The organism is Streptomyces sp. NPDC024017 (genome assembly GCF_040638895.1).
Taxonomy (GTDB): Bacteria; Actinomycetota; Actinomycetes; order Streptomycetales; family Streptomycetaceae; genus Streptomyces.
On record NZ_JBEZYZ010000015.1, the window covers coordinates 61,149 to 83,821 of the forward strand.

Consider the following 22,673-nt stretch of genomic DNA (forward strand, 5'->3'; position numbering starts at 1 on the left):
TGGGAGGGGACCTTTCCTCATGCACTGCTTGAAGTGGCAGCGCTGATCCCTTGACACTCGGCCCGTCGGCATCCCAGCATCGAAGCGCTTCGAAAGCACCGCACCGATCCATCGCAAGGGGATCCACACGTGACCGCACACACGCCACCCACCGAACCGTTCCGTGATCCGCAGCTGCCGTTCGCGAAGCGCGTCGACGATCTGCTGGGTCGGCTCACCCTCGATGAGAGGCTGTCGTTCCTGCACCAGTTCGCGCCCGCGGTCGAGCGGCTCGGTGTCGCCGCCTTCCGCACCGGCCAGGAGGCCCTGCACGGCGTGGCGTGGATGGGCCCGGCGACGGTGTTCCCGCAGGCGGTCGGCCTCGGCGCCACCTGGAACCCGGAGCTGGTGCGGCGCGTCGGCGACGCGGTGTCCAAGGAGGTCCGCGCGATGCGCGCCAAGGACGACCGGCTCGGCCTCAACGTCTGGGCGCCGACGGTCAACCTGCTGCGCCACCCCCTGTGGGGCCGCAACGAGGAGGGCTACTCGGAGGATCCGAAGCTCACCTCGGCCATCGCCACGGCCTACACGCACGGTCTGCGCGGCGACCACCCCACCTATTGGCGCACTGCGCCCGTGCTGAAGCACTGGCTGGCCCACAACAACGAGACGGACCGCTCCACGACGTCGAGCTCGGTGCGCCCGCGCGTGCTGCACGAGTACGACCTGCGGGCCTTCCGCGAGACCGTGGAGGCGGGTGCGGTGGCCGGGGTGATGCCGGCGTACAACCTGGTCAACGGCCGTCCCAACCACGTCTCCCCGTATCTGTCCGAGCACCTGCGGACCTGGACCGACGAGGACCTGCTGGTCTGCTCGGACGCGGGCGCGCCGAGCAACCTGGTCGACTCCGAGCACTACTTCGACACCCACGAGGAGGCCACCGCCGCCTCCCTCGTCGCGGGGGTCGACAGCTTCACCGACCACGGCACGGACTCCTCCCAGATGATCGGGCGGCTGCGCGGCGCCCTGGAACGCGGTCTGCTGACCGAGGCCGACCTCGACACGGCCGTACGCCGTCAGCTCTCCGTCCGCTTCCGGCTCGGCGAGTTCGACCCGCAGTACGACCCGCACTACGCGACCGGCGAGTTCGACACCCCGGCGCACCGCGCCCTCGCCCGGGAGGCCGCCGGGCAGGCGATCGTGCTGCTCAAGAACGACGGGGTGCTGCCGCTCGCCCCCGGCACCCGGATCGCCCTGGTCGGGCCGCTCGCCGACGAGTGCAAGCTCGACTGGTACAGCGGCACGCTCATCCACCGCTCGACCCCGCTGGAGGGCCTGTACGAGCGGTTCGGCGCGGAGCGGGTGGAGTTCGCGGAGGGCGTGGACCGGGTCCGGCTGAAGACCTCCGCGGGTGCGTTCCTGCACGTGCCGGTGGCCGAGGGGGCCGCCGACGAGGTGCGCGGCGCCGAGGGCGCGCTCGACCCGGCGCTGCTCGCGGGCCGCACCGACCTGCCCCCGCTCACCACCGACGCGACCGGCACCGAGCTGGCGCTGGCCGACTGGGGCGAGGGCGTGCTGACCCTGCGCGCGCCCGACGGCCGCTACCTCTCGGTCGCCGACGACGGCCGCGTCCGCGCCTCCGCCGACCAGCCGGGCGGCTGGGTCGTCCAGGAGACGTTCCGCCTGGAACCGCATGGGAACGGGCACCTCCTGAAGCACCTGGGGACGGGTCGCCACGTGTGTGTCTCCGCCGACGGCGTGAAGGTTGCCGACGACGATCCCGAGGTCTTCGAACTGGTCGTCGCCGAGCGCGGCGAGGAGGCGGTGGCGCGTGCCGCCGCGGCGGCCGACGTGGTCGTGGTGGTCGCGGGCAACGACCCGCACATCAACGGCCGCGAGACCGAGGACCGTACGACCCTGCGCCTGCCCGAACAGCAGGAGCGGCTGCTGCGGGCGGCCCGCGCGGCGAACCCGGCCACGGTGCTGGCGCTGGTCTCCGCCTACCCGTACGCCGTCGACCCCGCCGAGCTCCCGGCGGTGCTGTGGACCGCGCACGGCGGTCAGGCGGCCGGCACCGCCCTGGCCCGCGTCCTGGCCGGCGACGTCTCCCCCGCCGGCCGCCTCCCGCAGACCTGGTACGCCGACGACGCCGACCTGCCGGGTCTCCTCGACTACGACGTGATCGGCACCCGCCAGACGTACCTGTACTTCGAGGGGACGCCCCTGTTCCCCTTCGGGCACGGCCTGTCGTACGCGTCGTTCTCCTACGGCGGCCTGACGGCCCGGGTCGAGGACGGGACGGTGCGCGTCTCCTTCTCCGTCACCAACACCGGTGACGTCACGGCCGACGAGGTGGCCCAGCTCTACACCCGGGCCGTCGACGCGTCGGTGCCGCGTCCGCGCCGCGAACTGCTGGACCACCGCCGCATCACCCTCGGCCCGGGGGCGACGGCCGAGCTGGACTTCGAAGTCCCGCTGAGCGCGTTCGGGTTCTGGGACGTCGCCCAGGACCGGTGGCGCGTGGAGCCGGGCGCGTACGAGCTGCTGGCCGGGGCGTCCAGCGAGGACGTCCGGCTGCGGACGGCGGTCACGCTCGACGGCGAGCCGACGCTGCCCCGCGCGGTCCTCGCGAACGGCCTGGCCGCGGCCGGGTTCGACGAGCAGAGCGGCATCGAGATCGTCGACCGGACGAAGGTCGCGGGCGACGCGGTGACACCGGCGGGCACGGTGACCGGCGAACTGGTCTACCGCGCCTGTGACTTCGGGCGGGGCATCGCCGAGGTGACGGTGGAGGTGGCCGGCCAGGGCGCGGTCGAGCTGTCCCTCGACGGCGGCCCGGCACTCGCGGTGCTGTCGCCCGCCACACCGACCTCGGGCCCGTACGACTACGTCTCGCTGAGCGCGTCCGTCGTCGCCGCGGGCGTCCACGACGTGCACCTCAGGCTGCGCGGCCCACTGCGGCTCGCGCACGTCGGCTTCTCCGGTTGAGGGTCCGGAGCAGGCCGGCGTAAAGAAGAGGCCCGGCACCGGAAGGCATCGGTGCCGGGCCTCTTCGCAGAGACTATATGAAAATGGTTCCCATGAGCTAGAGGGTGATGCCGGTCAGCACCAGCACACGCTCGTACGTGTAGTCCTCCATGGCGAACCGCACGCCCTCGCGGCCCACGCCGGACTGCTTGACGCCGCCGTACGGCATCTGGTCGGCACGGTAGGACGGCACGTCGCCGATGACCACGCCGCCGACCTCGAGGGTGCGGTGGGCGCGGAACGCGGTCTGCAGGTCGTGGGTGAACACGCCCGCCTGGAGGCCGTACTTGGAGTCGTTGACGGCGGCGAAGGCCGCGGCCTCGCCGTCCGCCTTCTGCACGGTGAGGACCGGCCCGAAGACCTCCTCGCAGGAGATCGTGACATCCGCCGGCACGTCGGCCAGGACGGTCGGCGCGTAGGAGGCGCCGTCCCGCTTGCCGCCGGTGAGCAGCGCGGCACCGGCGTCGACCGCCTCCTGGACCCAGGCCTCGACGCGCCGGGCGGCGTCCTCGCTGACCAGCGGGCCGACGTCGGTCTTGTCGTCGCTCGGGTCGCCGGTGACCTGGGCCTCGACGGCGGCGACGATGCGCGGCAGCAGCCGGTCGTACACCGAGGCGTCGGCGATGACCCGCTGGACGGAGATGCAGGACTGGCCGCCCTGGTAGTTGGAGAAGGTGGCGATGCGGTTCGCCGCCCGGTCCAGGTCCTCGTCGCTCGCCCAGTCGGCGAGGACGACGGCCGCGCCGTTGCCGCCCAGCTCCAGGGTGCAGTGCTTGCGCGGCACCGAGTCCATGATCGCGTAGCCGACCTTCTCGGAGCCCGTGAAGGAGATGACGGGCAGGCGCTCGTCCTGCACGAGGGCGGGCATCTTGTCGTTGGCGACGGGCAGGATGCTCCAGGAGCCCGCCGGCAGCTCGGTCTCGGCCAGCAGGTCGCCGATGATCAGGCCGGACAGCGGGGTCGCCGGGGCCGGCTTCAGGATGATGGGGGCGCCGGCGGCGATCGCCGGGGCGATCTTGTGGGCGCACAGGTTCAGCGGGAAGTTGAAGGGCGCGATGCCGAGCACGACGCCCTTCGGGAAGCGGCGGGTGAGGGCGAGCCGGCCCTGGCCGCCGAGGTCGGTGTCGAGTCGCTGGGCCTCGCCGCCGTTGAACCGCCGGGCCTCCTCGGCCGCGAACCGGAACACGGACACTGCTCGTCCGACCTCGCCGCGCGCCCACTTCAGGGGCTTGCCGTTCTCGGCGGAGATCAGCTGCGCGATCTCCTCGGTGCGCTCGACCAGGCGCTTGCTGACGTGGTCGAGGGCGGCGGCCCGCACGTGGGCGGGGGTGGCGGCGAACTCGTCCAGAACGGCGTGCGCGGCGGCCACGGCCTCCTCGACCTGCGCGTCCGTCGGCACGCTCACCGTGCCGACGAGCCGGCCGTCCCACGGGGAGGTGACGTCGAAGGTGTCCTCGCCGGTGGCCTGGCGGCCGGCGAGCCAGAAGGCGTGGGTGGAAGTCATGTGGGTTCCGGCCCTTCGGCGTTGGGAGTGATCCTGTACTACGGGACCAACCGTAGGCGCGAGGTGGCCGAAGGGCGTTTGTCCGAGCCGTAGCAGTGAGGGACGCGGACACTCCGGTTTGGCTACTCGGTGGTGGCCGCCTTCAGGGCCAGCCACAGCTCCATCCGGACGTCCGGGTCGTCCAGGGAGCGGCCGAGGATCTCCTCGACCCGGCGCATGCGGTAGCGCAGGGTGTGCCGGTGGACGCCGAGCTCGGCCGCCGCCGCGTCCCACTGGCCGTGCTTGGACAGCCAGGCGCGCAGGGAGGCGACGAGGTCGCCGCGGCCCGTGGCGTCGTGCTCGTACAGCGGCCGCAGCATGCCGTCGGCGAAGGCCCGCACCGCGTCGTCCGCGAGCAGCGGCAGCACCGATCCGGCCGCCATCCGCTCGTGCTCCACGAGGACCCGCCCGCGCCGCCGCGCCACCGACAGCGCCTGCTCGGCCTGCTTGTACGCGGCGGAAGCGGCGATGGGCCCGGCCGGCGCCGACAGGCCCACGACCATTTCGGCCTCCTCGCCGCCCGGCACCTTCTCGCGTATGCCGGCCCGGGACGTCTCCAGGGCGGCCGCGTACTCCCCGCAGGCCGCCGCGGCGGCGCCGCCGTCCGCGGCCAGCACCACCAGCCGCTCCCCCTCCGGCACCACCAGCACGGCCTCGCCGGCCCGGGCCGCCGCGGACTCGATGACGTCGGCGAGCGCCGCGAGGGGGTCGCCGCCGGTCTCGGCCGCGGCGAGCGCGGCGGCCGAGGTCCGCTCGACGGGGGGAGCGCCCTTGCGCGCCTCGGCACGGGCCAGCGCGGCCGACGCCGACACCGGCACCCGCTCCGCGACCATCATCCGGAACGGCGCGTCCAGCAGCTCGCCGTACAGGTCCCCGGCGACCGCGCGCGCATGGTCCGGCTCCCCGGCCAGCAGCATCCGCAGCACCGCCGCACCGACCCGCTGCTCGGCCGCCTGGAGGGACCGGGAGCGTTCCGTGGTCAGGGTCAGCAGCGCGATGGCCGAGTGGACGGCGTAGCGCTCGGCGGTGCCCGGGGCGGCGGCGGTGCCCACGGCGAGGGCCGCCCGGGGGCGCCGGCCGGTGCCGATGGTGTGCAGCTCGACCCGGTCCTCGTTCTCCGGCCCGCCGACGACGGAGGAGGCGGGCGCGGGGCGGTCCCGCAGCTTCTGCACGTCACCGGTGAGCCGCGCGGCGCGCCGCCCCGCCCACTCCGGTGCCGTGGCGACGACGGCGCCCGAGGCGTCGTACAGCGCCGCCCATCCGTCGACCTGCGAGGCCAGCGCCGCCAGCAGACCATCCGGGCCGCCGGTCTGGGCCTGCCGGGTCAGCTCGCGCTGGGCGGCGAACCCGGCGGTGACGGCCCGGTACTGGTCGGCGGCGATCGCGGCGGACACGGCCTTGCTGATGGCGAGGAACGGGGTGCGGCGCGGCACCTCCAGGAGCGGCAGGCCCTCCTGTTCGGCCGCGTCGACGAGTGCCTTGGGGGTCTCCTCGTAGTTGACGCCGACGGCGAAGCCGAGCCCGACCACTCCGGCTCCGGCCAGCCGCCGGACGTAGCGGCGCATGGCCTCCGGGTCCTCGGCGTCGAGCTTGAGCGCGGTGATCAGCAGCAGCTCCCCGCCCTCCATGTAGGGCACGGGGTCGGCGAGCTCGCTGACGTGGGCCCAGCGGACCGGCACGTCGAGGCGGTCCTCGCCCGCCCGCACGGCCAGTTTCAGCGCGGAGTGGTGGACGAGCGAGGCGAGCGTCGGGGGCATGAGGCCTTCTGCGTCAGGGCTGTGTGATCTCTGTGGTCATTTGGCCGCCGCGTATGAACGACCTGTGACGATTCTGCCTCACCGTACGGTGCCCGCGTACCCGCACGGGTGGGCAGGTCAGGGTCAGCTCCGCAGATCCACGAGCAGCGGGGGCGCGTGCTCGCCCTTGACGTCGGTCAGCGACAGCACGGCGTGACCCGCCGGCACGCCGTGCGCCAGCTCGGAGGCGGACCAGCGCTCCCGCTCGACCTGGCGCACGGTCACCGCCCGCGCGGTCGGGGCCTTGCCGGTGATCACCCGGCGCAGCATGTGCACGGCCTTGCCCGCCGGGGTCTCCGCGATGATCTGCCGGTCGGTGACGTCGCGGGCCTCGGTCCACTCCTTGCCCCACACCTCGGCGAAGTCCTGCCCGTCCCACGGCGTGAGCCCCGACAGCGCCATGCGGCATCCGGTGGCCCCGAGCAGCGGCCCGCGCAGCGGCCGGGCCACGTCGTCCAGCGTCCGCAGGGTGAGCACGACTCCGGCGTTGCCGGACCGCAGCCGCTGGATGCCCCGCACGGCCTCGGGCGTCACCACCCCGGTCGCGTCGTCCAGCAGCAGGCAGGCGAACAGCGACCGGTCCTCGCGTACGGCGACACTCGCCGTGAACTGGGCGAGCACGAGGCGGGCCAGCATCTTGGAGGCGTCGGCGTGCCCGCGCTGGGGCAGGTCGATGCGCACTCGCACCGGGTGGTCGAGGGCCTTGAGCGTGAAGGGCCGGGACTGTCCGGAGGTGTCGAAGAACCCGGCGAAGGCGGGCCGGTCCAGCAGCGCGACACGATCGCCGAGCACCCCGCCGACGTCCCCGGGCTGCCCCATCTGCCGCTCCCGGGCGTCGAGCTCCCGCAGCAGCGACTCCTGCCCGGCCTCCTGAAGCCCCTGCCGCAGCGCGGCGAACGGCCCCGGCGCCCCGTCCAGCAGCTGCCGCAGCTCGGGCACGGAGGGGAAGCGCCCGTGCACGGCCCGGAACGGCCCGAGCAGCTGGGCGAGGACGGTGGTGGACCGGCGGCTGTCGCTGCCGGGATGCGGGTCGGCGAGATCCCCGACGAGCGCCTCGGCCAGCACGGCCGCGGCCTCGTCCGGGTCGGTGGCGCCCCCGTACAGATCGAGGTCGTATTCGGATTCCTGGTTCCCGATCCGTACGACGACGTCGTACGCGTCGGCCGGTCCCAGCCCCGCACCGGCCGCCCCGACGACGACCACGGCGGCGCGCCCGGCGAGGGCGTGCAGGCAGAGCGATTCGGCGAGGGGCCGGACGACGGTCCCGGTCTTCCCGGAGCCGGCGGGACCGACGGCCACGAGCGAGGTGCCGAGCAGGTCGGGTCCGAGGGCCAGCCCTGTGCCGCGGTAGGCGTACGGGTTGCGGGCGTCGTCCACGGTGGTCCCGAGCCGCACCTGTCCGGTGACGAGGTCGTGCCGGGCGAGCCGGGCGGGCAGGTCGCGCTCCCCGGAGGGATGGAGGCACGCGGCGGCACCGTCCTTGAGCACGGCGCCGCTGAAGGTGGCGAGGCTGTGCCGCCCGGTGCGTACGCCCTGCCAGGCACGGAGGATCCGGGCATGGTCGACGTCCCGCATCAGCCCGGAGCGGGCCTCGGCGGCGAGCCGCTCGGCCGCGTCGGCGGCCCCGGCGGTGCGCAGCTCGTTCCACTGGGCCGGGTCGTCCTCGGGGGTCGTGCGGATCTCCTGGGCCTCCGGCCGGCGGAAGCGGGGGGTGACGAAACGGCGCCACACCTCGCCCCAGCGGCCGAGCCGGGCCGCCCCGATCATGATCGCCAGGGCGACGAGCAGCTCGTACCCCTGGTAGACGATGAACGTCCCGGTCTCCCCGAGATCGCTGTCTCCGCCCCGCCAGGCGTCGGGGACGATCAGGTCGAACGGCACCCACCACCAGGTGCCGAGATACCCGTTCTGCAGCAGCGACCAGATCAGCCACCCCACCAGGAAGGCGATCAGCGCCCCGCTCAGCAGCTGCCGGGTGGGGATCTCCTCGGGCTCCTCCGCGGGCCGCGGCCGGTGCCCGAACCGCCACACGCCCGGCGCGGCGTCGGGGCGTGGCGCCCGCAGCCAGGTGAGGAAGGCCGAGCCGTCCGGCAGCGGCGGCATCGCCGGTGCCCGGGGCGGCCGGGGAGGCATCGCGGGCACCTCCGGTGGCCCCGCCGGGCGCGGCACGGGACTCGCATGCGTACCCCGCGCGTCCTGCGTCCCGTCGCTGTCCATCGCCCTTGCCCCCTGACCAGCCGCTCCGTCCACCATCAGCGAGCCAATCTAACGCCCTCTCCTGGGGAGTTCACCGCTTACGCGGCCGGGTCGTGGGCACCAGCCCACGAGACCGCCATGTCCACCCCGGACAATGCGCCCCACCGACAACGCCCACATGGAGCATGCCCACCCCCCTTCCCCCGCCCTAGCCTGCGAGAAAAGAAGCCAAGCGTCCGTACAGACCATCCGCACCACCCCAGGAGCCCCGCATGACCGCACTTCCGCAGGAGCGCCGCGTCGTCACCGCCATTCCCGGTCCGAAGTCGCAGGAGCTGCAGGCCCGCCGTACCGCCGCGGTCGCGCAGGGCGTGGGGTCCGTGCTGCCCGTGTTCACGGCGCGGGCGGGCGGCGGGATCATCGAGGACGTCGACGGCAACCGGCTCATCGACTTCGGGTCGGGTATCGCCGTGACGTCGGTGGGCGCCTCCGCCGAGGCCGTCGTACGGCGGGCGTCGGCGCAGCTCGCCGACTTCACCCACACCTGTTTCATGGTCACGCCCTACGAGGGGTACGTCGAGGTCGCCGAGGCGCTCGCCGAGCTGACCCCCGGTGACCACGCCAAGAAGAGCGCCCTGTTCAACTCCGGCGCCGAGGCCGTCGAGAACGCCGTGAAGATCGCCCGGGCGTACACGAAGCGGCAGGCCGTCGTCGTGTTCGACCACGGCTACCACGGGCGCACCAACCTGACGATGGCGCTGACCTCGAAGAACATGCCGTACAAGCAGGGCTTCGGCCCGTTCGCGCCCGAGGTGTACCGGGTGCCGGTGGCGTACGGCTACCGCTGGCCGACGGGTGCCGAGAACGCCGGCCCCGAGGCCGCCGCGCAGGCCATCGACCAGATCAGCAAGCAGGTCGGTGCGGAGAACGTCGCCGCCGTCATCATCGAGCCGGTGCTCGGCGAGGGCGGTTTCATCGAGCCGGCCAAGGGCTTCCTGCCGGCGATCCGCAAGTTCGCCTCCGACCACGGCATCGTCTTCGTCGCCGACGAGATCCAGTCCGGCTTCTGCCGTACGGGCCAGTGGTTCGCGTGTGAGGACGAGGGCATCGTCCCGGACCTCATCACGACGGCGAAGGGCATCGCCGGCGGTCTGCCCCTCGCGGCCGTCACCGGGCGGGCCGAGATCATGGACGCCGCGCACGCCGGCGGCCTGGGCGGCACCTACGGCGGCAACCCCGTCGCCTGCGCGGGTGCGCTCGGCTCGATCGAGACGATGAAGGAGCTCGACCTCAACGCCAAGGCGAAGAACATCGAGGCGCTCATGAAGGCCCGCCTCACCGCCATGGCGGAGAAGTTCGACATCATCGGCGACGTCCGTGGCCGCGGCGCCATGATCGCCATCGAGCTGGTCAAGGACCGCGCCACCAAGGAGCCCAACCCGGAGGCGACCGCCGCACTGGCCAAGGCGTGCCACGCCGAGGGCCTGCTGGTCCTGACCTGCGGCACCTACGGCAACGTGCTCCGCTTCCTGCCCCCGCTGGTGATCGGCGAGGACCTGCTGAACGAGGGCCTCGACATCATCGAGCAGGCTTTCGCGCGTATCTGACGCCAGGGGCGGTGGGCGAGCGGCAGAGCGTTTGAATCCTCCCCTCCCTGAAGGGGAGGGGATTCCTGGCTCAGGCTGCCTCCTGGAGCAGCGCTCCAGGAGGTCTTGCGCCATCGGCACCAGCCGGGTTGAGACCAGCCCGGTGAAGCATCACGCGTGCGGAGTTCTTGTCCCGTGGGGACACGGCTCCGCATGCGGTGCAGGTGTAGGTGCGCTCACCCAGCGGCAGTGCGTGCTTGGCTCTCGCAACACAGCTGGCGCAGTCCATCGTTGGTGTGCGCGGGGTGGACCAGGCGGACGTCCCGCCCGTGCTTGCGGCCCATCTCGACCAGGGCCTTCTTGGTGGCGCCGATGGCGGCGTCCGCGGCCTTGCGGGCCATCGTGGTCTTCGCGAGGAACTTCGGACGGAAGTCCTCCACAGCGACAGCGTCGTGGTCGCGGACCACCTTCTTGGCCCACTTGCGCCCGGTGTCCTGGCGCTGCCTGGCGACCTTCTTGTACGCCTTCGCCCGCAGCGTCCGCGCCTCGCGGTAGCCCCTCGACGCCGGCTGTCCCTTCTTCGGCCTGCGACGGGCCATCATCCGGTCGTACCGGGTCAGCCTCTTCTGGGCCTTCCTGCCGTGCTCGGCATGCTGCAGATCGTGCGCATCGGATGTGGTGGTCGCGGTCTCCTTCACGCCCCAGTCGACACCCAGTACGCGACCGGTGGGAGGCAGCGGCACCACTTTGGCGGGCACGACGAAGGAGCCGTACCAGTGCCCGAGGCTGTCCTGATACACGCGTACCGAGGACGGCTCAGCGGGCATTTCCCGCGACCACACCACGGTCACCACGATGCCCCCGGCCAGGTGCAACCGGCCGTCCCTCAGGCGGAACCCGCGCTGGGTGTAGTTCAGGGTGGGCAGCGCCTCGCGCTTCTTCTTGTGCTTCGGCATACCGGCTCCCTGCCGTAGGGGCAGGCGCTCCCTGATGTCTTTGTGTGCCTTGGCGCGGGAGCGGCCGAAGTCGCGGATGACCTGCTGCTGAACAACCGACGAGCCGTGACGCAGCCACGGAATCGTCCTGCGCCCTTCGGTCAGCATCTTGTCGAGCTGCGCCGGACCGCACGTGGCGTGTTGCCCTGTGGCCCTGTTGTGAAGGTGGATGGCCCTGGACTTGGCGACGCACTCGTTCCACACCCAACGGCACCGGCCCCACTCCGCCAACAGAGCCGTGCGGGCAGTTGACGCCACGCGCAGTCGGTAGGTGTAGCGGACATGGCCGCCCTCCGCACTACGACCCACGCTACGCCCCCTCACGGTCCTCGGCGCTAGGCCGCTGCATCCCGGCCCACCCGAGAGGACCATATGTGCGACCACCACACACACATGCCGAGATCACACAGGCGCCACCCCTACCAGCGATCACCGGCACGCACGTTCGCATTGATGTGGATGCCAACAGTGATACGGGCGTTCTACGCCCTCAACCGACTCTGGTGGCTGCGGCGCGGCAGCGGTCCAGATGGGGGGCGACGACGGTCCGGTAGCGGGGCGCGTGGGTGCGGTGGACGATCTGGCAGAGCGTCCTCGCACGGCCCAGGCCCGAGTCGAACCCCTACACCACATCTCAGGACGCCACACACCCGCACCTGGCGCGACGGGAGACCTCGAGATGAACAACGGGGTCGAACCCGCCGGGTCATCCTCGCGGGAAACAAGTGAAGAAGGTGTGCGAGGTGGATGGCAGGAGGCCCTCCGGCCTACCCTCTGCCCATTCCCTGTCGTAGGTTCTACTCAGATGAGAGATACACCCCGCCCACAGGGGACTGTGGGCGACATCAGGCCGGGGCCTCCCCAGCTTCGACCTGGTCGTGCCCTCGCGCACACAACCGGAGCCTGAGGCTCTGGATCTCCTCACCGATCGGACAGTCGCCCGCCCCAAACCCCCCGGGGCGCGCGACGTTCCGGTCCGGACGGCCGCCCCGGAACCACCCCCCCTGTTCCGGGGCGGCCGACCTCCCTCTCCGAGCCTTTTGCCTCAAGTCCGCGGTGGTGCCTTCCTGAGCACCTCGGTCAGGGCCGAGATGCTGTGCTCCCCGTGCCCCGCCTCCGCCGCCCGCCGCACCAGGTCGTGCAGGGGAGCGAGCCAGGCGGTGTCGACGTTCGTCTCCTCGCCCAGGTCGTCTTCATGGGCCGCGCCCGCGAGGAAGAGGTTCACGGAGCTCGCGGCGTCGCTGTAGTCACCGCTGTCGATCTCCGCGGCGTAGATCGGCAGTAGCGTTTTGATCATGTCCAGCCACTTGCCGGCGAATCGCACCGTCGTGTCGGCCCGCAGTCCGCGCGCCTGGACGGCGGCGGCCCCCTGGAAGAAGCCGACGAGCGCGGGCAGCAGCATCGCGCCCACCGCCATCTCGTACAGCGCGGCGAGATCGGGCTCGTCCCCGAGACGGACGGTGTCGCCGCCCAGCACCCTCAGGGTGGTCTCGTACTCCTCGAAGACGGCCCTGTCGCCGCTGTAGTAGAGGAGGGTGTCCGGCGCTCCCACGGCCGACGGCACATTCTTGACCGCCCCGGCGAGCAGGCGGGCACCGTGCGCGGCGGCCCACGCGGCTGTCTCGCGTGCGCCGGCCGGGGAGCCGCTGTTCAGGGTGACCAGGGCCCGTCCCCGTAACGCCCCGGCGGCCGGCTCCAGCGCCGTGCGGGTGGCTTCGAAGGTGGTCAGGCAGGTGACGACCAGCCCACTCGCGGCGACCGCGTCCTCCACCGCCTCGGCGTGGACCGCGCCTTGGGCCACGAGCGGCGCCGCCCTGCCCGGTGTGCGGTTCCAGACGGTTGTCGGGTGCCCGCCGACCACGAACGCCTCGGCCAGTGCCCGGCCCATCGAGCCGAGCCCGATGACGCTCACGGGTGTGCGGTTGTCCCCAGCCATGCTTCTCTCCAGTCCGTATCCGGCCGCCGGCCGTCGTTTCCGTACGAGAATCCATGCTGGGTGGTCGCGGTACATTCCCTCAAGTACCTACATTTTCCTCGGGTACTGACATTCTTGTTCGCGGGAGGGCCGAATGACGAAGCGCACGTATACGTGCGGACTGGATGCCGCCATCGCCGTCATGGGAGGAAAGTGGAAGGGCCTGATTCTGTTCTCGCTCGGTGAAGGGCCCTTACGCTTCGGCGAGTTGAGGAGGACAGTGGCCGGAATCAGTGAACGCATGCTGATCCTTCAGCTCCGGGAGATGGAGAACAGCGGTCTGATACACCGCGAGGTACACCATCAGGTTCCACCGAAGGTGGAGTACTCGCTGACCGAATTCGGCCGTTCCCTCAACAACGCGCTGGCGCCGCTCGGTGAATGGGGCGAGGAAAATCTGGGGCGGATCGAAGCCATTCCGTGAGTCGGAGTCAGGCGGGATTTCCGGCGGCCGGTGCCGGTTCCGGGCGCTGGATCCCTCGCGGCCGGTACCCGAGGGCAAGGCCGGGTTCGCGCCCGGACCGGTGCCGTCGGGGCGGGGCCGAAGCCGAAGCCCTGTCCGGGCTGCCAGCGGCGCAGGGCGGCGGTGAGCTGGAACGCCGCCCAAGAGCGGGCCTCTTCGGAGCGGTGGGTGGCCTGCCGGGCGCAGAGCCACAGCGGGTGGATCACGTCGCACCTCCCCGGGGCCCCGTGAGCAGCCGCTTCTGCCGCTGCTCCTGTGCCGCGCGCGGCTCCTCGGAGGCCTGCCCGGCGAAGAGCCAGGGGCAGTGGTCGAAGAGGCTGTCGTCGTGGGACGGCTGGTTCACGTGGTCCTCCGCAGGGGCCGCGAGTCGGCGTCTGTGCTCGTGCCAAGCTGTGCCCCATGCCGATCTCCGCGAACCAGGACCGCGCCACCCTCCCGGGCTGCGTCGCCCTCCTGCTCGCCCTTCCGGCCCTCCTCTTCGCTCTGGTCACCTGGCAGGTCGCCGCCGACGGCCCGCTCGTCCGGCTCGACGAGCGCCTCAGCCGTCTCCTCGTGAACCCGGACCGCTACTCCGAACTCCTCGCCGATCTGGGCAATGTCCAGTTCGCCGTCCCGGTCCTCGCCGCCGCGCTCGGGTACGTCGCCGTACGCGACCGGCGCGCCGGCACGGACCGCTGGTGGCTGCCCGTCGCCGCCGCGGTCCTGCTCATGGCCCTGGTCCCGGCGCTGGTCGTCCCGCTCAAGGAGCTCACCGACCGCCCGGGCACCCCGGCCGTCCCGCCCGGCACCGGCTACTACCCCTCGGGCCACACCGCCACCGCCGCCGTCGCCTACGGCTCCGCGACCCTGCTGCTGCTCCCCCGGCTCGGTACGGACCTCGCCCGGCGCGCGCTGATCACCCTCTGCGCCGCCCTGGTCCTCGGCGCGAGCTACGGCCTCGTCCGCCGCGGCTACCACTGGCCGTTGGACGTGGTGGGCAGTTGGTGCCTGTGCGCGGTGCTGCTCGCGTCGCTGTGGCTGTTCCTCCGGCGGACGACGGCGCCGGACCGACCGCAGCGGTAGGCCCCTAGGGCCTGTCGTTTGGATCAGGCCGCAGACGCGGGGCCTGGCACGCGCCTCTGCCGCGTTGTCGTCGGTTGCCGACTCCCCCACGCTCGGCTGCGCTCGCGCGGGAGGGACCCCCATCGCGTCGACGCCCTCCTCCGCCTTGCAGAGACACGCACCAGACCCCGCTCACCGGCGTCGAACAGCACCGTCGCCTCCCTGCGACCTGATCCAAACGACAGACCCTAACCGTCGTTCTCCGTCGCCAGCCCCGCCGCCGCCTCGTGCATCGCCAGTTCCAGCAGGGCCGGGTCCGTCAGCATGCCCGAACCGTCCGGGGGGACCAGCCAGCGGACGCCTCCCGGTGAGGAGCGGCCCGGGTACGGCACGACGATCCAGGTGCCTGCGCCCGCCGTACGGATGCCGGTGCCGAGCCAGCGGGCCGCGGTGCCCGGCGGCACGAAGAACCCCATGCGGGCGTCACCGAAGTCGACGAGCACGGGGCCCGGCCGGTCGAGGACGCGGGTGAGCACGTCGAGCGTGGCGTAGCCGAGTTCGCCGGGCAGGATGAGCACGTCCCAGGCGCTGCCCGCGGGCAGCAGCGCGATCCCGAGCGGGCTGCGCTCCCACTCCCGGCGGCAGGCCTCGGGGTCGGGTGCGACGGATGCGAGCCACTCGACCGCCGTCTTCGCACCGGTCATCGGAAAGACCCCCTTCTCTCTCGCGGATCTCACGGACGCGCGGGGCGTCCGGAGGGCATCACGAGGGAGAAGGGGGTGTCCCCCCGGTCATTACGCGGGTTCCGGAACCTCGTTGGAGTGAACCGGATCACACCCGGTCGGTCAGCTGTCGAACCCCAGCCCCAGGCGGTCCATCGTGCGCAGCCACAGGTTGCGGCGGCCGCCCTGGGCGTCCGCGCGCGCCAGGGACCACTTGGTGAGGGCGATGCCCGTCCAGGCGAAGGGCTCGGGCGGGAACGGCAGCGGCTTCCTGCGAACCATCTCCAGCTCGGTGAGCTCGGTGCGCTCCCCCGCCAGCAGGTCCAGCATCACCTCGGCGCCGAAGCGGGTGGCGCCGACCCCGAGGCCGGTGTACCCGGCCGCGTAGGCGACCTTGCTCTGGTGGGCGGTGCCGAAGAACGCCGAGAAGCGGGAGCAGGTGTCGATCGCGCCGCCCCAGGCGTGGCTGAAGCGGACGCCCTCCAGCTGCGGGAAGCAGGTGAAGAAGTGCCCGGCGAGCTTGGCATAGGTCTCCGGGCGGTCGTCGTACTCGGCGCGGACGCGGCCGCCGTAGGGGTAGATCGCGTCGTAGCCGCCCCAGAGGATACGGTTGTCGGCGGACAGGCGGAAGTAGTGGAACTGGTTGGCGCTGTCGCCGAGTCCTTGGCGGTTCTTCCAGCCGATCGAGTCGAGCTGCCCGGCGGTGAGCGGCTCGGTCATCAGGGCGTAGTCGTAGACCGGGACGGTGTACGAGCGGACGCGTCTGACCAGGTTCGGGAAGATGTTGGTGCCGAGGGCGACCCGGCGGGCCCGGATCCGGCCGTAGGGCGTGCGTACGGCCATGCCCGCGCCGTACGGCTTCAGGGTCAGGGCGGGGGTGTGCTCGTAGACGCGCACACCCATCTCCACGCACGCCCGCTTCAGACCCCAGGCGAGTTTCGCGGGATTCAGCATGGCGACGCCCCTGCGGTCCCACAGGCCCGCCTGGAAGGTGGGTGAGTTCACCTGCTCCCGTACGGCGTCGGCGTCCAGGTACTCGACACCGTCGGCCAGGCCCCGGCGGGCCGTCTCCTCGTGCCACTCGCGCAGTTCGCGCGCCTGGTACGGCTCGGTGGCGACGTCGATCTCGCCGGTGCGTTCGAAGTCGCAGTCGATGGAGTGCCGGGCGACGGCGGCCTCGATGGCGTCGAGGTTGCGGTCGCCCAGCTCCTGGAGCGTGTGGATCTCGTCGGGCCAGCGGGTGAGGCCGTTGGGCAGGCCGTGGGTGAGGGAGGCGGCGCAGAATCCGCCGTTGCGGCCGGAGGCGGCCCAGCCCACCTCGCGGCCCTCCACCAGCACCACGTCCCGCTGCGGGTCGCGTTCCTTGGCGATCAGCGCCGTCCACAGTCCGCTGTAGCCGCCGCCGACGACCAGCAGGTCGCAGGTCTCGGAGGTGGTGAGGGCGGGTTCGGGACGGGGCCGGCCGGGGTCGTCCAGCCAGTACGGGACCGGCTGGGCGTCGGAGAGCGAACTGATCCACTGATTCATGGCGCTCGGGGCCATGATTTCAACTCCCTACGGTTATGCCTTCTGCCTGTTGCGGCGGTTTCCGGCAAGCATGGAAACCAGGACGAACAGTACGGCGACGATAAACATCGTCGTGCCGATGACATTGATCTGAACGGGCGTTCCGCGCTGCGCCGAGCCCCAGACGAACATGGGGAAGGTGACGGTCGAACCGGCGTTGAAATTGGTGATGATGAAGTCGTCGAAGGAGAGCGCGAAGGCGAGCAGCGCACCCGCCGCGATGCCGGGCGCCGCGATCGGCAGCGTGACCCTCACGAAGGTCTGGAACGGGCCCGCGTACAGGTCCCGTGCCGCCTCCTCCAGCTTTGGATCCATCGACATCACACGCGCCTTGACGGCCGTGACCACGAAACTCAGGCAGAACATGATGTGGGCGATGAGAATCGTCCAGAAGCCCAGCTGGGCGCCCATGTTGAGGAACAGGGTGAGCAGCGAGGCGGCCATGACGACCTCGGGCATCGCCATCGGCAGGAAGATCAGCGAGTTCACGGCGCCGCGGGCGCGGAACCGGTAGCGGACCAGAGCGAAGGCGATCAGGGTGCCGAGGAGCGTGGCGCCGAGCGTCGCCCAGAACGCGATCTGGAGGCTGAGGGACAGTGACCCGCACAGCCCGGAGACTCCGCACGGGTCCTTCCAGGCGTCCAGGGAGAACTGCTGCCATTCGTAGTTGAAGCGCCCCTTCGGTTTGTTGAAGGAGAACACCGTCACGATGACGTTCGGCAGGAGCAGATAGCCGAGGGTCAGCAGTCCCGCCAGGACGACGAGATTTCTCTTGAGCCAGTTGACGAAGGGCATTTAGACCAGATCCTCCGTCCCGGACCTGCGGATGTAGAGGGTGACCATGAGCAGAATGGCCGCCATGAGAATGAAGGAGAGCGCCGCGGCCGTCGGATAGTCGAGGACTCGCAGGAACTGCGTCTGGATGACGTTTCCGACCATGCGGGTGTCGGTGGAGCCGAGCAGATCGGCGTTCACGTAGTCACCGGCCGCCGGAATGAAGGTCAGCAGCGTGCCGGAGACGACACCCGGCATCGACAGCGGGAAGGTGACCTTGCGGAACGTCGTCGAGGGGCGGGCGTACAGATCACCGGCGGCCTCGTGGAGCCGTCCGTCGATCCGCTCCAGCGAGGTGTAGAGCGGCAGGATCATGAACGGCAGGAAGTTGTACGTCAGACCGCAGACCACCGCGAGCGGCGTGGCCAGGACACGGTCGCCGGCGGTCCAGCCGAGCCAGCTGGTGACGTCCAGGACGTGCAGCGTGTTGAGCGCGCCGACGACCGGGCCGCCGTCCGCGAGGATCGTCTTCCAGGCGAGGGTGCGGATCAGGAAGCTGGTGAAGAACGGCGCGATCACCAGGATCATGATCAGGTTGCGCCAGCGGCCCGCCCGGAAGGCGATCAGATACGCCAGCGGATAGCCGAGCAGCAGGCACAGGATCGTCGCCGTGCCCGCGTAGAGCACCGAGCGGACGAACTGCGGCCAGTACGCGGAGAGCGCGTCCCAGTAGGTGGCGAAGTGCCAGGTGACCTTGTAGCCCTGCTCCAGGGAGCCCGTCTGCACGGACGTGGAGGCCTGATAGATCATCGGCAGCGCGAAGAAGACGACCAGCCAGAGGATGCCGGGCAGCAGCAGCCAGTACGGCGTCCAGCGGCCCCTGCGCTTCGGGGGCTTCGGCTCGGGCGCTTGCGGGGCGAGGGGCGGTGGCGCCTCGGTGAGTGTCGACATCAGACCGCCTCTTCCACTCCGGCGTCGGCGTCCTGCGCGGCGTCCAGGCCGAAGGTGTGGGCCGGCTTCCAGTGCAGGACGACCTCGGCGCCGGGCACCAGGCGGGGGTCGCGGTCGATGTTCTGGGCGTAGACCTCGAAGTCGGAGCAGACCGGGCTGTCGACGACGTACTGCGTGGAGACGCCGATGAAGCTGGAGTCGGCGATCCGGCCCGTGATGCGGTTGCGGCCCTCGGGTATCTCGCCGGCGGCGTCCGCGTGGGTGAGGGAGATCTTCTCCGGGCGGACACCGACCAGCACCTTGCCGCCGGTGGCCGCCTCAGCGGAACAGCGCGCCTCGGGCAGGACGAGCTTGCCGCCGCCCGCCTTCAGCACGATCTCCTCGCCGCTCCTGGAGTCGACCTCGGCCTCGATGAAGTTGGAGGTGCCGAGGAAGTTCGCGACGAACGTGGTGCGCGGGTTCTCGTAGAGGTCGGTGGGCGCGCCCAGTTGCTCGACGCGGCCCGCGTTCATCACGGCGACCGTGTCGGCCATCGTCATGGCCTCCTCCTGGTCGTGCGTGACGTGAATGAAGGTGATGCCGACCTCGGTCTGGATGCGCTTGAGCTCCAGCTGCATCTGGCGGCGCAGCTTGAGGTCGAGGGCGCCGAGCGGCTCGTCGAGCAGCAGCACCTTGGGGTGGTTGATCAGCGCGCGGGCCACGGCGACGCGCTGCTGCTGGCCGCCGGAGAGCTGGTGCGGCTTCTTGCGGGCCTGCTCGCCGAGCTGGACCAGGTCGAGCATCTCCTCGACCTGCTTCTTCACCGACTTCAGGCCGCGCCGACGCAGGCCGAAGGCGACGTTCTCGAAGATGTCGAGGTGCGGGAAGAGGGCGTACGACTGGAAGACGGTGTTCACCGGCCGCTTGTACGGCGGCAGGGCCGTCACGTCCTGGTCGCCCAGGAAGACGGTGCCGGCGGAAGGTTCCTCCAGGCCGGCGATCATGCGCAGGGTGGTGGTCTTGCCGCAGCCGGAGGCGCCGAGCAGGGCGAAGAAGGAGCCCTGCGGCACGGTCAGGTCGAGCGGGTGCACGGCGGTGAAGGCGCCGTAGGTCTTGGCTATGCCCGTGAGGCGCACGTCGCCGCTGGGGTCTGTCTTGTTCGTCATGGTGGTCACGCCCCCGTCAGCTTCGCGAACTTCGCTTCGAACTCGGTCTCTTCCTTCGAGCTCAGCGAGCGGAAGGCATGGGACTTGGCGGCCATGGCCTTGTCGGGAAGGATCAGCGGGTTGTTCGCCGCGTCCTCGTCGATCTTCTCCAGCTCGGCCTTCACGCCGTCGACGGGGCACACGTAGTTGATGTACGCGGCGAGTTCGGCGGCCGCCTTCGGCTCGTAGTAGAAGTCGATGAGCCGCTCGGCGTTGGTCTTGTGGCGGGCCTTGTTGGGGATCAGCAGGTTGTCGGTCGACGTGACATAGCCGCTGTCCGGGATGAGGAAGTCGATGTCGGGGCTGTCCGCCTTGAGCTGGACGACGTCACCGGCCCAGGCGACGCAGGCGGCGAAGTCGCCGCTGGTCAGGTCCGAGGTGTAGTCGTTGCCGGTGAAGCGGCGGATCTGGCCCTTGTCGACGGCCTTCTGCAGGCGGGCGATGGCCGCGTCGTAGTCGTCGGCGGTGAAGTCGGCCGGGTCCTTGCCCATGTCGAGCAGCGTCATGCCGATGCTGTCACGCATCTCCGACAGGAAGCCGACCCGTCCCTTGAGCTTGGGGTTGTCGAGCAGGTCGGATATCGACTTCACCTCGACTCCGTCGAGGGCCTTCTTGTTGTACGCGATGACGGTCGAGATGCCCTGCCAGACGTACGAGTACGCACGGCCCGGGTCCCAGTCGGGGCTGCGGAACTGGGCCGACAGGTTGGCGTAGGCGTGCGGCAGGTTGCTCGGGTCGAGCTTCTGCGCCCAGCCGAGGCGGATGAGGCGGGCGGCCAGCCAGTCGGTGAGGACGATCAGGTCACGGCCGGTGTCCTGGCCCGCGGCGAGCTGCGGCTTGATCTTGCCGAAGAACTCGTTGTTGTCGTTGATGTCCTCGGTGTACTTGACCTTGATGCCGGTCCGTTTCGCGAACTGGTCCAGCGTCGGGTGGTGCTTGCCGCTGTCGTCGACGTCCATGTACTCGGTCCAGTTGGAGAAGTTCACCGTCTTCTCCTTGGCCGAGTGGTCCTCGGCCGAGACGCCGCCCTTCGACTGGCCGGCGGCGGGGATGCCACAGGCGCTCAGCGTGCCGAGTCCGCCGGCCGCGAGCGCCCCGCCCGCCGAGGCGCGCAGCAGGGACCGCCGGGTGAGGGAGGCCCTGCCGTTGGTGAAACTGCGCCTCATGGCGGCCCTTTGGGCCGCGGACAGGCGGTCGGGCTCGTACTGCTCCATGCGCGTGGTGCCCTTTCGGAGGGTTGACGGCCGTTGGTCAGGCGGCCTGCAAACGGCTATCGATCCCCGAACACGGTGCGGTGCCAGTCCTTCGCGGCCACCGCGGTGTTGTCGAACATGACGTGCTTGATCTGGGTGTACTCCTCGAACGAGTACGCGGACATGTCCTTGCCGTAGCCGGAGGACTTGTAGCCGCCGTGCGGCATCTCGCTGATGATCGGGATGTGGTCGTTGATCCACACGCAGCCGGCCTTGATCTCGCGGGTGGCTCGGTTCGCGCGGTACACGTCCCGGCTCCACGCGGAGGCGGCGAGACCGTACGGGGTGTCGTTGGCGAGCGCGAGGCCCTCGTCGTCGGTGTCGAAGGGCAGCACGACCAGGACCGGCCCGAAGATCTCCGACTGGACGACCTCGCTGTCCTGGGCAGCGTCGGCGATGAGCGTGGGCCGGTAGTAGGCGCCCTTGGCGAGCTCGCCCTCGGGTGCCTCGCCGCCGGTCACCACGCGTGCGTAGGCCCGCGCCCGGTCGACGAAACCGGCGACCCGGTCCCGCTGCGCGTGCGAGATCAGCGGGCCGAGGTCGGTGCCGGCGGCGAAGGGGTCGCCGAGCCGGACCGTCTCCATGAGCGCCGCGGTCCGTTCCACGAAGGCCTCGTACAGCGGCCGTTGCACGTACGCGCGCGTGGCGGCCGTGCAGTCCTGCCCGGTGTTGATGAGGGAGCCCGCGACCGCGCCGTGGGCGGCGGCCTCCAGGTCGGCGTCGTCGAAGACCACGAAGGGCGCCTTGCCGCCGAGCTCCAGGTGGAGGCGCTTGACGGTGGCGGTGGCGACCTCGGCGACGCGCTTGCCGACGGCGGTGGAGCCGGTGAAGGACGTCATGGCCACGTCCGGGTGGCCGACGAGGTGCTCCCCGGCCTCCCTGCCGGTGCCGGTGACGATGTTGATCACACCGTCCGGGATCCCGGCGTCGGTGGCCGCCTGGGCGAAGAGCAGCGAGGTCAGCGGGGTGAGCTCGGCGGGCTTCAGCACGATGGTGTTGCCCGCGGCGATCGCCGGGAGGATCTTCCAGGCGGCCATCTGCAGGGGGTAGTTCCAGGGCGCGATCGAGCCGACGACCCCGATGGGCTCGCGACGGATGTACGACGTGTGGTCGCCGGAGTACTCACCGGCCGACTGCCCCTGCAGATGCCGTGCGGCACCGGCGAAGAAGGAGGCGTTGTCGATGGTCCCCGGGACGTCGAACTCGCGGGTCAGCTTCAGCGGCTTGCCGCACTGGAGCGACTCGGCGCGGGCGAAGTCCTCGGCCCGGTCGGCGAGGACCGCGGCGAACCGGTGCAGGGCGTCGGACCGCTCGCCGGGGGTGGCTCCCGCCCAGCCGGGGAAGGCCGCACGGGCGGCGGCCACGGCCCGGTCGACGTCGGCCGTGCCCGCCAGCTCGTAGGTGAGGACCTCCTCGCCCGATGCCGGGTCGACGACCGCGTGCGTGCGGCCGGAGGTGCCCCTGGTCAGACGCCCCGCGATGAACTGCGCGCCCTCCGCGAAGCGCTCCTCGGCCGGAAATCGGTCCGGGGTGGCATTGCCCGGGTTGTGCATGTCGCTCTCCTCCGTGTCCCCTGGTGGGGCCGGCGTGGCTCAGGCTCGATTTGAGTGCCGATCCTGACA

Annotated in this window: 16 protein-coding genes and 2 pseudogenes; 5 read left to right on the forward strand and 13 right to left on the reverse strand. The window is 71.3% G+C overall.

The genetic code is table 11. The features are described from left to right. Positions 1–129 precede the first annotated feature (129 nt). Complete coding sequence (locus AB0G20_RS33620; protein WP_361309025.1) at positions 130–2,967, forward strand: glycoside hydrolase family 3 C-terminal domain-containing protein; 2,838 nt, start codon at positions 130–132, stop codon at positions 2,965–2,967. A 97-nt stretch (positions 2,968–3,064) separates the two neighbouring features. Here AB0G20_RS33620 and AB0G20_RS33625 read toward each other — a convergent pair whose 3' ends face one another. The 3 genes from AB0G20_RS33625 to AB0G20_RS33635 form a co-directional block, all read right to left on the reverse strand. After that, positions 3,065–4,510, reverse strand: a complete 1,446-nt coding sequence (locus tag AB0G20_RS33625) for an aldehyde dehydrogenase family protein (protein ID WP_361309027.1) — start codon at positions 4,508–4,510, stop codon at positions 3,065–3,067. Positions 4,511–4,632: 122 nt separating this feature from the next. Next, positions 4,633–6,306, reverse strand: a complete 1,674-nt coding sequence (locus tag AB0G20_RS33630; protein WP_361309029.1) for a PucR family transcriptional regulator — start codon at positions 6,304–6,306, stop codon at positions 4,633–4,635. Positions 6,307–6,429: 123 nt separating this feature from the next. After that, the gene (locus AB0G20_RS33635) at positions 6,430–8,562 is read right to left on the reverse strand and encodes an ATP-binding protein (protein ID WP_361309031.1); all 2,133 of its coding nucleotides are present in this window, start codon (positions 8,560–8,562) and stop codon (positions 6,430–6,432) included. 251 nt (positions 8,563–8,813) lie between these two features. On the opposite strand from AB0G20_RS33635, the gene gabT reads away from it, so the two are divergent. Further along, on the forward strand, positions 8,814–10,148 hold the full coding sequence (gene gabT, locus AB0G20_RS33640) for a 4-aminobutyrate--2-oxoglutarate transaminase (RefSeq protein ID WP_361309034.1): 1,335 nt from the start codon (positions 8,814–8,816) through the stop codon (positions 10,146–10,148). Between the two features lie 70 nt (positions 10,149–10,218). On the opposite strand, the pseudogene AB0G20_RS33645 reads toward gabT, so the two are convergent. Beyond that, a pseudogene (locus AB0G20_RS33645) lies at positions 10,219–11,494 on the reverse strand (transposase). A 433-nt stretch (positions 11,495–11,927) separates the two neighbouring features. On the opposite strand from AB0G20_RS33645, the pseudogene AB0G20_RS33650 reads away from it, so the two are divergent. Beyond that, a pseudogene (locus AB0G20_RS33650) lies at positions 11,928–12,143 on the forward strand (phosphoesterase); the annotation flags it as partial. A 24-nt stretch (positions 12,144–12,167) separates the two neighbouring features. Here the strand turns inward: AB0G20_RS33650 and AB0G20_RS33655 are convergent. Continuing rightward, the gene (locus tag AB0G20_RS33655) at positions 12,168–13,058 is read right to left on the reverse strand and encodes an NAD(P)-binding domain-containing protein (RefSeq protein WP_361309036.1); all 891 of its coding nucleotides are present in this window, start codon (positions 13,056–13,058) and stop codon (positions 12,168–12,170) included. A gap of 133 nt (positions 13,059–13,191) precedes the next feature. On the opposite strand from AB0G20_RS33655, the gene AB0G20_RS33660 reads away from it, so the two are divergent. Beyond that, a complete protein-coding gene (locus AB0G20_RS33660) occupies positions 13,192–13,521 on the forward strand; it encodes a helix-turn-helix domain-containing protein (RefSeq protein WP_361309039.1) in 330 nt (109 codons plus the stop codon). A 241-nt stretch (positions 13,522–13,762) separates the two neighbouring features. On the opposite strand, the gene AB0G20_RS33665 is transcribed toward AB0G20_RS33660, so the two are convergent. After that, positions 13,763–13,903, reverse strand: a complete 141-nt coding sequence (locus AB0G20_RS33665) for a hypothetical protein (RefSeq protein ID WP_361309041.1) — start codon at positions 13,901–13,903, stop codon at positions 13,763–13,765. A gap of 56 nt (positions 13,904–13,959) precedes the next feature. Here AB0G20_RS33665 and AB0G20_RS33670 point away from each other — a divergent pair, with 56 nt between their 5' ends. Then, complete coding sequence (locus AB0G20_RS33670; protein WP_361309044.1) at positions 13,960–14,622, forward strand: phosphatase PAP2 family protein; 663 nt, start codon at positions 13,960–13,962, stop codon at positions 14,620–14,622. Between the two features lie 227 nt (positions 14,623–14,849). Here AB0G20_RS33670 and AB0G20_RS33675 read toward each other — a convergent pair whose 3' ends face one another. From AB0G20_RS33675 to AB0G20_RS33705, 7 genes are all read right to left on the reverse strand, one after another. Further along, positions 14,850–15,305 (reverse strand): hypothetical protein, encoded by a 456-nt coding sequence (locus AB0G20_RS33675; protein WP_361309046.1) that lies wholly within the window; start codon positions 15,303–15,305, stop codon positions 14,850–14,852. A 141-nt stretch (positions 15,306–15,446) separates the two neighbouring features. Further along, a complete protein-coding gene (locus AB0G20_RS33680) occupies positions 15,447–16,865 on the reverse strand; it encodes an FAD-dependent oxidoreductase (RefSeq protein WP_361309049.1) in 1,419 nt (472 codons plus the stop codon). Positions 16,866–16,883: 18 nt separating this feature from the next. After that, positions 16,884–17,684 (reverse strand): ABC transporter permease, encoded by an 801-nt coding sequence (locus AB0G20_RS33685; RefSeq protein WP_361309051.1) that lies wholly within the window; start codon positions 17,682–17,684, stop codon positions 16,884–16,886. Continuing rightward, positions 17,685–18,614, reverse strand: coding sequence for an ABC transporter permease (locus tag AB0G20_RS33690; protein ID WP_361309053.1), 930 nt, complete (start codon positions 18,612–18,614; stop codon positions 17,685–17,687). Continuing rightward, positions 18,614–19,759, reverse strand: a complete 1,146-nt coding sequence (locus AB0G20_RS33695; protein WP_361309055.1) for an ABC transporter ATP-binding protein — start codon at positions 19,757–19,759, stop codon at positions 18,614–18,616. Before AB0G20_RS33695 ends, AB0G20_RS33690 begins: the two co-directional genes overlap by 1 nt. Positions 19,760–19,764: 5 nt before the next feature. Beyond that, positions 19,765–21,012: a spermidine/putrescine ABC transporter substrate-binding protein gene (locus tag AB0G20_RS33700; protein WP_361309058.1), complete on the reverse strand. Its 1,248-nt coding sequence runs from the start codon at positions 21,010–21,012 to the stop codon at positions 19,765–19,767. A gap of 56 nt (positions 21,013–21,068) precedes the next feature. After that, positions 21,069–22,604 carry a gamma-aminobutyraldehyde dehydrogenase gene (locus tag AB0G20_RS33705; RefSeq protein ID WP_361309060.1) on the reverse strand — a complete coding sequence of 512 codons (1,536 nt, stop codon included), beginning with the start codon at positions 22,602–22,604 and terminating at the stop codon, positions 21,069–21,071. Between the last annotated feature and the right edge of the window lie 69 nt (positions 22,605–22,673).